This is a genomic window from Stagnihabitans sp. (assembly GCF_964946895.1).
Genome location: NZ_CBBQHX010000012.1, coordinates 35,269 through 48,307 on the forward strand (window position 1 = coordinate 35,269; position 13,039 = coordinate 48,307).

General features: G+C 62.1%; 12 protein-coding genes. 9 read left to right on the plus strand and 3 right to left on the minus strand.

Annotated features, from left to right (window positions below):
* The gene (locus AC1Y2B_RS09830) at positions 1 to 303 is read left to right on the plus strand and encodes a YciI family protein (protein WP_482252906.1); all 303 of its coding nucleotides are present in this window, start codon (positions 1 to 3) and stop codon (positions 301 to 303) included.
* Positions 304 to 1,569, plus strand: a complete 1,266-nt coding sequence (locus AC1Y2B_RS09835) for an NAD(P)-binding domain-containing protein (protein WP_482252907.1) — start codon at positions 304 to 306, stop codon at positions 1,567 to 1,569.
* Here AC1Y2B_RS09835 and AC1Y2B_RS09840 read toward each other — a convergent pair.
* Complete coding sequence (locus AC1Y2B_RS09840) at positions 1,566 to 2,372, minus strand: aspartate/glutamate racemase family protein (RefSeq protein ID WP_482252908.1); 807 nt, start codon at positions 2,370 to 2,372, stop codon at positions 1,566 to 1,568. The genes AC1Y2B_RS09835 and AC1Y2B_RS09840 overlap by 4 nt on opposite strands.
* A 163-nt stretch (positions 2,373 to 2,535) precedes the next feature.
* Between AC1Y2B_RS09840 and AC1Y2B_RS09845 the strand changes: the two genes are divergently transcribed.
* The 4 genes from AC1Y2B_RS09845 to AC1Y2B_RS09860 all read left to right on the plus strand — a co-directional run bounded on the left by AC1Y2B_RS09845 (position 2,536) and on the right by AC1Y2B_RS09860 (position 6,618).
* The gene (locus AC1Y2B_RS09845; protein WP_482252909.1) at positions 2,536 to 4,296 is read left to right on the plus strand and encodes a flavin-containing monooxygenase; all 1,761 of its coding nucleotides are present in this window, start codon (positions 2,536 to 2,538) and stop codon (positions 4,294 to 4,296) included.
* 66 nt (positions 4,297 to 4,362) lie between these two features.
* Positions 4,363 to 5,190, plus strand: a complete 828-nt coding sequence (locus AC1Y2B_RS09850) for an SDR family NAD(P)-dependent oxidoreductase (RefSeq protein WP_482252910.1) — start codon at positions 4,363 to 4,365, stop codon at positions 5,188 to 5,190.
* 10 nt (positions 5,191 to 5,200) lie between these two features.
* Complete coding sequence (locus tag AC1Y2B_RS09855; protein WP_482252911.1) at positions 5,201 to 6,073, plus strand: beta-keto acid cleavage family enzyme; 873 nt, start codon at positions 5,201 to 5,203, stop codon at positions 6,071 to 6,073.
* Entirely contained in the window at positions 6,073 to 6,618 is a 546-nt protein-coding gene (locus AC1Y2B_RS09860; RefSeq protein WP_482252912.1) for a carboxymuconolactone decarboxylase family protein, read from the plus strand. The genes AC1Y2B_RS09855 and AC1Y2B_RS09860 overlap by 1 nt, the downstream gene beginning before the upstream one ends.
* Here the strand turns inward: AC1Y2B_RS09860 and AC1Y2B_RS09865 are convergent.
* The gene (locus tag AC1Y2B_RS09865; protein ID WP_482252913.1) at positions 6,612 to 7,511 is read right to left on the minus strand and encodes a LysR family transcriptional regulator; all 900 of its coding nucleotides are present in this window, start codon (positions 7,509 to 7,511) and stop codon (positions 6,612 to 6,614) included. The genes AC1Y2B_RS09860 and AC1Y2B_RS09865 overlap by 7 nt on opposite strands.
* Positions 7,512 to 7,598: 87 nt before the next feature.
* Complete coding sequence (locus AC1Y2B_RS09870; RefSeq protein ID WP_482252914.1) at positions 7,599 to 8,666, minus strand: amidohydrolase family protein; 1,068 nt, start codon at positions 8,664 to 8,666, stop codon at positions 7,599 to 7,601.
* A 435-nt stretch (positions 8,667 to 9,101) separates the two neighbouring features.
* Here AC1Y2B_RS09870 and AC1Y2B_RS09875 point away from each other — a divergent pair, with 435 nt between their 5' ends.
* From AC1Y2B_RS09875 to AC1Y2B_RS09885, 3 genes are all read left to right on the plus strand, one after another.
* Positions 9,102 to 10,079, plus strand: a complete 978-nt coding sequence (locus tag AC1Y2B_RS09875) for a sugar ABC transporter substrate-binding protein (protein ID WP_482252915.1) — start codon at positions 9,102 to 9,104, stop codon at positions 10,077 to 10,079.
* 128 nt (positions 10,080 to 10,207) lie between these two features.
* Positions 10,208 to 11,767: a sugar ABC transporter ATP-binding protein gene (locus AC1Y2B_RS09880; protein WP_482252916.1), complete on the plus strand. Its 1,560-nt coding sequence runs from the start codon at positions 10,208 to 10,210 to the stop codon at positions 11,765 to 11,767.
* Positions 11,764 to 12,978, plus strand: coding sequence for an ABC transporter permease (locus tag AC1Y2B_RS09885; RefSeq protein WP_482252917.1), 1,215 nt, complete (start codon positions 11,764 to 11,766; stop codon positions 12,976 to 12,978). The genes AC1Y2B_RS09880 and AC1Y2B_RS09885 overlap by 4 nt, the downstream gene beginning before the upstream one ends.
* Positions 12,979 to 13,039: the final 61 nt, after the last annotated feature.

Sequence of the window (13,039 nt, forward strand, 5' to 3'; positions counted from 1 at the left end):
ATGCTTTATTCCGTCTATTGCCAGGACAAAGACAACACCGCCGCCCTGCGCGAGGAACATCTGGTGGCCCACCGCGCCCATCTGGACGCCTGGCGCGACAAGATCTTCTTCTCGGGTCCCCTGCAATCGGATGACGCGTCGGTCGCCTATGGCAGCCTGTTCATTCTGAACGTCGAGGACCGCGCCGAGGCAGAGCGGTTCATCCAGACCGAAACCTTCTACAACAACGGCATCTTTGCCAGCGTCACCATCCGCCGGATGCGCAAGGGCCGGTATAATCCCGCGCTGATCGAGGGGCTGTAAGTGATTGTAGGCTATGTGGGCCTTGGTGCCATGGGCGGCGCCTTGGCGGGGCATCTGACCCAAGGCTATGACCTGCGGGTGCTGGACCGCAGCCCTGCCGCCGTGGCAGCGCTGCAAGCCAAGGGGGCCAAGGCCGCCACCAGCGGCGCGCAGCTGGCGCGAGAGGCCGATGTGATCTTTCTGTGCCTGCCGCGCACCTCGGACGTGCGCGAGGCGATCTTTGGGCCGGGCGGCCTAACCGAGGGGCTTTCCCCCGGCAAGCTGATCATCGACCAGACTAGCGGTGTTCCCGAACAGACCGTCGCCATCGCGGCTGACCTCGCGGCGCGGGGTGTGCTGATGCTGGACGGGCCGTTGAGCGGCGGGGTTCCGGCAGCGCAGGCTGGGACCGTGACCATCATCGCCTCTGGCACCGATGCGGCCTGGGCCAAGGGCGAGGCTTTGTTGCGGGCCATAACGGCCAAGGTCTACCGTTGCAGCGACAGGGTCGGGGACGGGCAGGCGCTGAAGCTGGTGAACAATGCCATTGGCATGGGGTTTCGGGTGCAGGCGCTGGAGCTGGTGGCCTTGGGGCGCAAGGCGGGGTTGGGGCTGGCCGTCATGGTGGACCGGCTGAACGCCGGGCCGGGCGCGAACTTCACCACTCGGGGGATGCTGGCTGGGCTGGTCGAGGGGCGGTCAACCACGAATTTTGCGCTGTCTTTGATGGCCAAGGACTTAAGCGAGGCGATGGCGCTGGGACTGGCCACCGGATCTGCACTGCCATTTACCGGTGCCACGCGCAGCACGGTTCAGTTGGGTCTGGCCCTTTGGGGCAAAGACGCCAGGCTGGATGAGATCATTGCCCTGACAGGCCAGTTGGCGCAGGTCGAGATGCGCGGCGAGGGCCGCGCGGATGCGGACCTTCTGGCGCTGATCGAGACGGCTGTGCTGGTGGGAAACGTGATCGCAGTCAGCGAATGCGTGGCGATGGGGCGCAGGTTCGGGCTGAAGCCCGCCGAAATGGCGCGGATATTGAATGTGGGCTCGGCCTGGTGTTCGGTGTCGGATATTATCCTGCCTGCCTTGGCGGAAGGCAGGGTGCCAGATGTGCCAATGTCCTTGGGCGAGGCTTCAACGGTGCTCGCGGCGCTGGCAGCCAAATCGGCCAGCCTTGGCACGCCCTTTTTCCTGCCGGGGATTGCCTTGTCATTGGTTCAAGAGGCGGTCCGCCAGCATGGGGCAGAGGCCAGCCTTGGGCGGCTGACCTTCGGGTATGAGGACTAATCCGCGTCCGGATAGATGTGCGCGCCATACGAGGCGCGGGCATCGGCAAGGATCTTGCCACGCGGCGGGGCATAGCTCAGGCGTTTGGAGGTGAAGTGGCCGGTCAGTGCCTTCATCTGCACCGCCATTTCGCCGGTTTTCACCAGTGCGGTGATGCCGTTCAACACCGGGGCGCCATCAATTTCAGTGACCCCACCTTGCAACAGCGCGGCCATCAGGCTGCCACCGGCGGGGATCAGCACCTCGGCCCCCTTGTCGAGCGCACGGCGGGCGACCTCGGTGAACTGCGCCACGATGGCGTCGCGCACGGTGGTATCCTGCAACGCCAGATCAAAGACTCCGGGCCGCTCGACGGTCAGCATCTCGACCGAGACCATCCGGCCCGCAAGGCCTTGCAGCGTGATCCCTTCGACGATGCGGCGGTTGAACTTGGGGTTCACCTGGATCAACGAAAAGCTTGGCCCCATCAGGCACGCCATCGAGACCGAGCTTTCCGACAGACCCAGAACCGGAATGGTCAGCAACTCGCGCAATTCATGCAGGCCGGGCTGGAAGAAATTGCCGATCAGAAAGGCGTCATAGCCCTCAGACTGGGCGCGCAGGCCATTGTCGATCACCTCAACGGTGTCGAGGAATTCCAGATAGCGGTACTGGTCTGCGACCGCCCGGTGCGGGTCAAGGCCTGCGATGTCGATCGTGGTGCCGGGGGCGGCGGCGGCCTGAATGACCTGCGTCAGAAGCTGGCCATAACGCCCCGACTTTGATCCGCGCGACATGCCGAGAGTTTGGTAGAAAAGACGCATGGTGGTCTCCTTCCTGATGATCCTTCATCAAGATGCCCGCGCTGTCCGTCAAGGCCGGCATTGTTGCACTATCTGACAAGATGCTTCCCCCGCCGGCAGGTTTCTGAGGGCGCCGATCCTGCCTACAGTCGTGCCGTGCGACACGTCGGGGAGGAGAAGTTCGATGAACGAGATCAGTATCGGGGTGGGCTCCGACGCGCAGGCTGTGATGGGGTGGCTCGCGTCCTTTGAGGCGGCGTTAGCCTTGGGCACCGACGAAGCCTTGCGCCGCGTGCTTTGGACGACCGAATTGCACTGGCGCGACTTGATGGCCTTTACTTGGACCATCACCCCGCATGACACACTGGATGAGGCCGTGGCCGATCTTGTGAAAATGCAGCCCACGATCAAGGCGCGCAACTTCCGGCTGGCTGAAGATCGCACCCCTGCACGGCGGGTGATGCGGCACGGGGTGGCGACGATTGAGGCGTTCTTCTCGTTTGAAACCGAAACCGCCCGCTGCAGCGGCATTGTGCGGCTGGTGGCTGCGGAACCGGACAAGGCTTGGGTTCTGGCGACGCAGCTGGATGAACTCAAGGGCCATGAAGAGCCAGTGGGGATGCGCCGGCCGGCTGGCTCGGCCTACAGCCGCAACTTTGGCGGCGACAACTGGACCGACAACCGGGCCAAGGCTCAGGCTTATGAGGATCACGACCCCACGGTTCTTATCGTGGGCGCAGGTCAGGCGGGGTTGGCGATTGCCGCCCGATTGGGGCTGCTGGCGGTGGACACGCTGATGGTCGACCAGCGCGCCCGCGTGGGCGACATCTGGCGCGAACGGTATCACTCCCTTGCGCTGCACAATCAGGTCAAGCTTAACCACATGCCCTATTTGCCCTGGCCGCCAAACTGGCCCAAGTATCTGCCCAAGGACATGATCGCAGGCTGGCTGGAGACCTATGCCTGGGCGATGGAATGCAACGTCTGGAACAGCACCGAATTTCTGGGCGCTGACTACGATGACGATGCGGGCCTGTGGACCGTGCGCCTGCGTCGCGCCGATGGCAGCCTGCGCGTGATGAAGCCCCGGCATCTGATCATGGCGAATGGCGTCGCTGGCCGCCCGATGAAGGCGAAACTGCCGGGGCTCGACAGCTTCAAGGGCACGGTCATGCACACGCATGACTACAAGGAAGGCCAGAAATGGGCCGGCAAGAAGGTGCTGATCGTGGGTGCCGGAACCTCGGGTCATGACGTGGCGCAGGACCTGCATGGCCGTGGCGCGCAGGTCAAGATCATCCAGCGTGGGCCTGCCACCGTGGCCAGCGTCAAGGCGGCGGGGTTGGTGCATTCGGTCTACTACGAGGAAGATCTGCCTTTGGAGGATTGCGACCTGATCGCCGTTGCCTCCACCTATCCCCTGCTGGTGCGGTCTTATCAGGCCGCGGTCGTGAAGATGAAACAGGTCGACAAGGACCTGCTGGACGGTCTGACCGCCCGTGGTTTCAAGCTGGACTGGGGCGACGACAACACCGGCCACCAGATGAAATTCCGCCGTCGTCATGGCGGCTATTACCTGAATTGCGGCTGTTCGGACCTGATCGTAAGCGGCGAGATCGGACTGATCCAGCATGAAGATACCGACACTTATGTCGAAAACGGCCTGCGGATGAAGGATGGCTCGGTCGAGGAGGCCGATCTGGTCGTGCTTGCCACCGGCTATCAAAGCCAGGAATCCGTGGTGCGCGAGATATTGGGCGACAAGGTGGCCGACCGGGTGGGGCAAATCTGGGGTATAGCGGCCAATGGCGAGATCGCCTCGATGTTCGTGGCGACTCCGCAGCCGGGCCTGTGGTTCACCGGGGGCGGCTTTGCGCATTGCCGGATCTACTCGCATTTCATCGCCATGGGCATCAAGGTGCGCGAACTTGGTTTGGTGGCGTAATAAACTTGTCAGCGGCCCGATGGGATGTCCCGTCGGGCCGGTGCTTTTGCATTTGGGACGGATGGAATGCTGGATTTCACGGGCAAAGTTGCTTTGGTGACTGGGGCGGGATCGGTGGGCGAGGGCTGGGGCAACGGCAAGGCGACCGCCGTGCTTCTGGCGCGGCAAGGCGCGTCGGTCTGCGGTGTCGACATGAGCGCCGAGGCACTGGCCGCAACCACTGCAATCATGGCGGCCGAGGGGTTTTCGGACCGCTGGCTGGCCCTTACTTGCAACATGACGGCCAGCGATCAGGTGAAATCGGTGGTCGTGGCCTGCCTCGCCCGTTTTGGCCAGATTGACGTACTGGTCAACAATGTGGGTGGCAGCGCGCCGGGGGATCCGGTCTCGATGCCGGAAGATGTCTGGCAGGCGCAGCTTGACCTGAACCTGACAAGCGCTTTTCTGGGCTGCAAACATGTTCTACCGGTGATGGAGGCGCAGTTTGATGCGGCTGGCCATGGCGGGGCGATTGTGAACATCGGCTCGGTCGGTTCACATACGTTCCAGCTGGGCGGGCGGGTCAGCGCGGGCTATGCCGCCTCCAAGGCCGGGCTGGAGGCGTTTGGCCGGTCAACCGCGATTGCCTATGTGCGCAAAGGGATCAGGGTGAACACGGTGGTGCCAGGGTCGATGCACACACCCTTGGTCGAACATCGACTGGTGCGCCAACTGGGCGCCGCCGATGCCGAGGCGCTGATTGCCAAGCGCCATGCTGCCGTGCCGATGGGGTTTATGGGCGACGCCTGGGATGTGGCCCATGCCGTGGCCTATCTTGCCAGCGACGAAGCCCGCTATATCACCGCAACTCAACTGGTCGTCGATGGCGGCATGACTGCCGCCCGTTCCGCCTGAAGGAAACACCATGTCCCGCCCCGTCATCATCTCTTGCGCTGTCACCGGCTCCGGTGACACCATCGGCCAAAGCCGTTTTGTGCCGGTCACGCCCAAACAGATTGCCGACGACGCGCTGGCCGCCCATGCGGCGGGGGCGGCGGTGGTGCACCTGCATGTCAGGAATCCCGAAACCGGTGGGCCAAGCCGTGACCTGGCACTTTACCGCGACGTTGTTGAACGCATTCGGTTGGCCAGAACAGAGGTCATCATCAACCTGACGACCGGCATCGGGGCGCGGTTTTCTCCGGACTCGGCGGACCCCAACCACAACGCCTCGCCCGGCATGGCGAACCCGGCCGAGCGGATGAACCATGTGCTGGAACTGCGCCCCGAGATATGCAGCCTTGACGTGGCGACTATGAACTTTGGCAAGCACGCTTTCGTCAACACGCCCGACCATATCGCGCAAATCGCAGAAGCCGTCCGCGCCGCAGGCGTGAAACCGGAACTGGAGGTTTTCGACCTTGGCCATATCGCCTTGGCCAAAAGCCTGTATGCCAAGGGCCTGTTCGCGGATCCGCCGTACTTTCAGCTGTGCCTTGGCGTGCCGTGGGGCGCGCCTGCGACCACCGAAGCGATGCTCGCCATGCGCGCCATGCTGCCGCCAAACGCGAACTGGAGCTGCTTTGGCGTAGGCTCGCAACACTTCCCGACCGTGGCGATGGCTGTTGTCAACGGCGGCCACGTGCGCGTCGGGTTGGAGGATAACCTTTACATGGCCAAAGGTTTGCTGGCCGAGGGCAATGCCCCCCTGGTCGCCCGCGCCGCGCGGATCGTGCGCGAAATCGGGGCCGACATCGCGACCCCGGCGCAGGCTCGCACAATCCTTGGTATGTCCTGATGCCTCGCCTATCGCTTCCCGAGTCCCCGACGCCCGAACAAGCCGAGGTCATTGCCGAGGCCGTGCAGGGCAAACGCGGCAAGGTGCCGGGGCCGATGATTGGCTGGCTGCCCAACCCGGAACTGGCGCGCAGGGCGCAGCGGTTGGGGGAGCTTCTGCGCTATGAGACCTCGTTGGAACCGGTTCTGAGTGAACTCGCGATCTTGATCTGTGGCCGCCACTGGACCTCGCACTACGAATGGACTGCCCACAAAAGGATCGCGTTGGAGGCGGGGCTGGATCCACAGACCATCGCGGACATTGCCGCGCGCAAGGCTTCCCCCTACCTGCGCAACGCGCGGGAGGCGGCAATTCATGCTGTGGCCTCAACCCTGCTTGCTAAGACGAAGCTTGACGCCGCGCTTTATGCGCGCGGTGTGGCCGTGCTGACCGAGCGGGGCATGGTCGATCTGGTGGGAATACTGGGCTATTACTCGCTTGTGGCGCTGACGCTGAACGCCTTTGAACTGGGCTTGCCCGAGGGCCACGCGCCGGAACTTCAGTAGCTTTTGAACAGCTTTACCAGAAAATCAATGAAGGCGCGGTTCTTGGGCGAGGTCTGCTTTGACCCGGGATAGACGGCATAAAGCGCTATGTCAGCGTCGGTTGAACTGACCTGATAATCGGGGAACACGTTCAAGAGGGTGCCAGATTCAATCGCCATACGCACGACCGCCTCTTGCAGCATCACAAACCCCAGATCGTTCAGCGCCGAGGTCATAAGCACCGCCGAGCTTTCCGATTCCAGATTGCCCGAAACCGCGACCGATGTTGTCGTGCCATCCTTGGTGAACCGCCAAGAACTGTCGTAGCTTTTGGCGCGGTATATGATGCAGTTGTGTTGGGCCAGATCGTGCGGATGCTGCGGCAAGCCGCGCTTGGCGGCATAGGTCGGGCTGCAACAGACCAGCCGTTTGCCGGGCGACAAGCGCCGGGCGATCAGGCTGGAATCCTCAAGACTGCCCAGCCAGACCGCCACATCGACGCCATGCGCCACCAGATCCTCACGCACATCGGTCAGGGTCACATCCAGCTTGATATTGGGATGCTGCTCCAGAAACGAGGGCAGGGCTGGGACGATGACCTGATTGCCGACCGAATGGCGCAGATGCACCCGCAGCAGGCCTTTGATATCCTTCTGAAAGGAGGCGATCTCGCGCTTGACGGCATCATAGTTGCGCAAGACCTCGCGGATGCGTTCGCAGTAGTGCTGGCCAGGTTCGGTCAGCGACAGGGTCCGCGTGGTGCGGTGCAAAAGCTGCACCCCCAACCGCGCCTCCAGGCTGTTGACCTGACGGGCCACGGTGGCCACCGAAACGCCAAGCTCGGCTGCGGCAGAGGAAAAACTACCCGAATCCAGCACTTGCAAGAAAGCACGGTTGGTCAACATTTCGTCCATGCGCACCCCTCCCAAAGTTTTGCATTTGGGGGGATTAACAGCATATTCCGCAAAAGTGAAACGGATTATTGCTGGTGTATCCCGCCATTAGTGACCCGGGGCGCAAAGGTCGGCAGGCAACGGCAGGGCATAGTGCCGCGCGGCGGTACGCCAAAGAACATCCTGCCGGTCTTGTGCCGAAGCCTCTTGCAAAATGCGTTTCATCGCGTTCAGTCCGATCCCCATGGCGTAGCTGCCCTTGTCGACGGGAAAGTTGCTGCCCCACATGCAGCGCGCGGGGCCGAACAGCTCCAGTGCGGTCATCATCCACGGGCGCCAGACTTCGGACAATTGCGCCGAGGTGGGCGGCTCTGGCCCATCTTCAAGGCCGAAGGCAGACAGGCGCATGCCAAGACCGGAGAGTTTGACCTTTACATTCGGGCAGGCCGCAAGAGACGCAAGACCCTGCCGCCAGTCTGCGAAGATGTCCTGACCCGCATAGGCCCCGGCGCGGATCACCCCGCCCAGATGATCCACGACGATGGGGAGGTCCGGAACGGCGCGCGCCATTCGGACAAGCTGCTGCAATTGCGGGTAAAAGGCCCAGATTTCAAACGAAAGGCCCATGTCTTTCAGCACGGTCAGACCGTTTCGAAACGCTGCATTGTCCGCCAGAGCCTCTGACGTTGGGTAAGCCGCGTTCAGCAGGGTTGCATCGCGGTCCCAGGCCAGCGGCTGCCGGATGCCGCAGAACCGCCCGCCGTCCCGCGCAAGGCCGCCCGCTGCCGCGATGTGCCGCTCCAGAACCGGGCGAACACGCTCTCCCAGACCAAGATTGACATGGCCGACGATCCCCGCCGCGACCCGTTGCGGCCCATAGAGGCCACTGGCACTCATCGCGGCCTGACCGTTCAGGAATTCGGTTTCACCCAGAGAGGCCAGTTCCGCCGGACCTTCGGTGCGCAGCATCGCGCGGGCCTGTACCGCGACCGAGGCCCGAATGGCATGGCCGCAATCCAGATCGGCCAGATAATCCTCCAGCAGATAGCGCAGGCCGGGGCGGTGATAGAGGTGGTGGTGGCTGTCGATCACAGGCTGATCCGGGTCCATCGCAGACTCGCTTTGCCGGGCCAGCCAGTCGGGGCGCAGATCAAAGGCGGTTGGTGGTCGGGACATGGTGGGGGCCTGCGTGAAACGGGCGACTGTGGGTGGCCTGATCCTGTCCGCAATGCCCCAAGACTGCAACGCCGTGCCGCAGGAAACTGCCTTGCACCGAACGGCGGGGCCGGACTTTGCGGGAATAGAGAAAGTGGTTTGCAGAATATACGGCTACTGCAAGTGCAAGGTTTTGTTAGCGTCCCCGAACCCGCTTCCAAGTTCTCAAGGTGGCCTATGACAGGGCTTGAGGCGCAGGGGTCGGTCGGGCCGCAGTCAGTTCGACAGGCTCGTCAGTTTCGGATCATCGCCAGAACCGCCGCGAAGCAGCTTATAATATGCGGTTATAACGATGGTCTGCGGATGGCGTAAAGTAGCAGCGCCATCGCGGGACTTTGCTACAAGAGGGAGGGCGACCAATCTTGGCGGAGCGGTCGCAAACGGAGGGAGACTCTTATGAAATTCGCAAAGAACGTCGCGGCCAAGTTGGCTGCAGGCGCGTTGGTGTCCACGGCCATTTTTGCCGGTCAGGCGATGGCCCAGGGCAAGACCTACGGAATGATCGTCAACAACATGGCCTTCCCCTATGACGTAGTTATCGCTGATGGCTTCAAGGCCGCCGTTGAGGCCGCGGGCGACAAGGCGGTCATCCTTGACTCCAAGATGGGCATGGACACCGAGGCCAACCAGATCGACGATCTGTTGTCGCAGAAGGTCGCGGGCATTGCCTTCATGGCCAATGACTCGGTGGCCGTGATGGCGCTGGTCGACAAGGTGGCAGAGGCTGGCGTGCCGATCGTGGCTAGCGCTGTTCCGGTTGGCGACCCTGCCAAGAACGCCGTCGACTATGCATACCCAAAGCTTAATGCGCTGGTTTCGACCCAGGACGTCAATGCAGGCCATGTCGCAGGTGTCTATGCGGCAAGCATTTTGCCGAAGGACCGCGAAGTGAAGATCGCCGTCGTTGAAGGCGCGCCAGGCTTTGCGGTGGTCAAGCAGCGTGAAGACGGGTTTGAAGCCGCGCTGAAAGAGGGCGGAATCAAATACAAGATCGTCTCCTCGCAACCCTCTGACTGGACGCCAGATTCGGGCGAGACCATCTGCGCCAACGCTTTGACAGCCAACCCCAACCTGGACATGATCTTCAGCCATGCCGACGACATGGCGCTTGGCTGCGCCAAGGCGATTTCTGCGGCAGGCTCCAAAGCCAAACTTATTGCCACTGGCGGCGGCTCCAAGCTGGGCGCTGAAGCCATCAAGGCGGGTGAGATCGTCGCCTCGGTCTGCACCCAACCAGGTCTGATCGGCAAACTGTCGGCTGAAACCCTGGCCGAAGCGGCCAAGGATCCCAAAGCCGCCAAGAAGGGCCAATATGTCACCTATGACATGGTTGCCCTGACGAAAGACAACGTCGACAGCTGCCCGCAGTGGTAAGCTGCGCATAACAACGCGGATGTGAAGAAACGGCGCTCTTCGGAGCGCCGTTGCACTCAGAGGCCCTGACGTCGGTTGGTTGGCGTCTGAAGTGTTGCGGGGAAACCAGTCATGATGTGGAACAGCTGATGCAGGCTATTGAGCCAATCATGCACTTGCAGGGCGTCGAGAAGACCTTTGCAAATGGAACAAGGGCGCTGCGCGGTGTCAACCTTGAGATTGCGCCGGGGCGCGTTCATGGCCTGTTGGGCGCCAATGGGGCGGGCAAATCCACCTTGATCAAGATCCTGTCGGGCGCCTACGCTGCCACTAGGGGCGATATCGTTTGGCGCGGCAAATCGGTGCGGTGGGACAGCCCCAAGGCCGCCAACCGGATGGGCGTGGCCACCGTGCACCAACATATCCCGCTGGTGCCCACGCTTTCCATTCTGGAGAATATATTTCTGGACGACGACGGGTTGTGGCGTAGGTCAACTAATCTGCGCAAGCGGTTCGACGGATTGTGCCAGCGCATGGGTTATTGGCTGAACCCTGATCTTGCAGTCAGCGATCTTTCCATCGGCCAGCGGCAGATGGTGGCGATCTTTCAGGCCTTTGGCACAGGTGCCGACTTGATCGTTCTGGACGAGCCTACGGCCTCGCTGGCGCTGGATGAGCGTGAACTGGTCTATGCGGCTGTCAAGCAGCTGTCCAAGGTGGAAAGCAAAGCGGTCCTCTTCGTATCGCACTTCCTTGATGAGGTGATGGCGCTGACCGATCAGGTCACCGTGCTGCGGGACGGCGTGGTTGTGATGACTGCGGATACGGCCGAGCTGAACGAGGGTCTGATTGCCGAGGCCATCGTGGGCAAGCAGGTCGCGGCCCTTGAGCACGCGCCACGCCATCATACCAAGCAAAGCGCAGGCGGTGTCGAACCCAGGCTGACGGTGAGGAACCTCGCCTCGCCGGGCAGCCTGCACCCCTTGTCGCTAGAGGTGGCGCCGGGTGAGGTGGTGGGACTTGCTGGTTTGTTGGGATCGGGGCGGAGCGAGGTACTTCACGCCATCTACCGGGCCGACAAGCGCGCGACCGGAGAGGTGCTCTTGGACGGCAAGACCTTCGGGCGTTCGACTGGGGCCGCCGTCGCCGCGGGCATTGGTCTTGTACCTGAAGACCGCAACCGGCAAGGTATCATCCCGGACTTCGAGATCTGGGCGAACATCACCCTGCCGGCGCTGGACGGCATCACCACCTTCGGCGGCATCCTGTCGCAAAAGCTTGAGCGCGCGCGCGGCTGGTCGGCCATCAGGACATTGTCGATCAAGGCCGCCTCGCCTGATATTCTTGTCACCGACCTCAGCGGCGGCAATGCGCAAAAGGTGACAATCGCGCGTTGGTTCTTCAGCGATGTCAAACTGTTCCTGTTGGATGAGCCGACAGCGGGCATCGACATTGGGGCCAAGGCCGATATCCTGCGGCTGGTGCGGCAACTGGCGGACGAGGGAAGGTCTGTCATCATCGTCTCCTCGGAATTTGAGGAACTATTGGCGGTATGTGATCGGATTCTGGTGATGCGCGACGGTCGCTGCATAGCCGAACGGTCCGCTGACGAAACAACGGAACATGAGTTGTTGTTACTGGCAGGCGGCCATGGTGGCGATGCCACCCCCGCAAAGGCACACGAATTGAACGGCGGGAGAAGCAAATGAGCGCGGTCAAAAATCAGGGCATCGACCTTTCGCGGTTGCCCCAGACGCCTGCGGAAACCTTTCAACCCAACTGGCGCAAAGCCCTTGGTCTCCAAGAGATGGGCGTCTACTACGCGCTGGCCTTGCTGATTGCCACGCTGGCCGGGGTGACGGCCTATATCGGTCAGGACAATTATCTGAGCATCCAGAACTTATCGAACGTCATCTACCAGACCTCGCTGATCGGCATGATGGCGGTTGCAATGACGGTGGTCCTGATCAGCGGAAATTTCGACCTGTCGGTTGCCTCGGTTGCGGCCTTCTCGGCGGTGGTTCTGGTCGCAAATGCGGCTTCCCTGGGGTTCTGGCCGGCGGCGGCGCTCGCGATGGCGGCGGCGATGCTGCTGGGCCTGTTGAACGGTGCCATCGTCGTGTTTGTCGGCATCAATGCCTTTATCGTCACCCTTGGCACGATGACGGCCGTGCGCGGGCTGATCCTGCTTTACACCGACGGCCGATCGGTTTCGGTGACTGTCCCTGAGGTGACAGATGTAATGAAAGCCTTTGAAGGCGGGCGTCACGAGGGGTTCTGGTTCGTCCTGATCCTTGGCGCAGCTATGCTGGCTTATGGCGCCTATATCGGCTTTCGGGGCATGAGTGCTGGCCAAAAGTTGCGTCCGGCTGTGGTGGGGTATGTGGCAGGCGGGCTGGCGCTTTTGTTCCTTGCCTGGGCCTCGGGTGGCGAGTTGTCGATCCGCAACCCTGTGCTTTACATGGCGATTTTTACGGCAACCGTGTGGTTCACTCTGCGCTTTACCAAGATCGGACGGCGGGTCTATGCGGTTGGCGGCAACGCGGAGGCGGCCCGTCTGTCCGGCATCAACGTGACCAAGTACCGCCTGATGGCCTTCGTATTCTGCTCGATGACCGCAGGGTTTGCGGGGATACTCTTTGCCAGCCGCCTGCGGTCAATGAACCCCTCAGGCCTGCAAGGGGCAGAACTGACCGTTATCGCTGCGGCAATCCTGGGAGGAACATCGCTGTTCGGCGGTGCAGGCAGCGTCATCAAAACCCTGGCAGGCGCCCTGCTTTTGTACAGCCTGACCAATGGGTTCAACATTCTCAACCTCGGTGCGAACTGGCAAGGTTTGATTGAGGGCTGTGTTGTTGTGGCCGCCGCCGCGATCTACACCATCGGCGACAAGCGCAGCAAATCCAAGACCGGCGGTTGAGTTTCCTTTCGCGGGCCGCAATCCAGTGCTGCCCAGCAGGTGGCTTCCGCTGACTGGATTT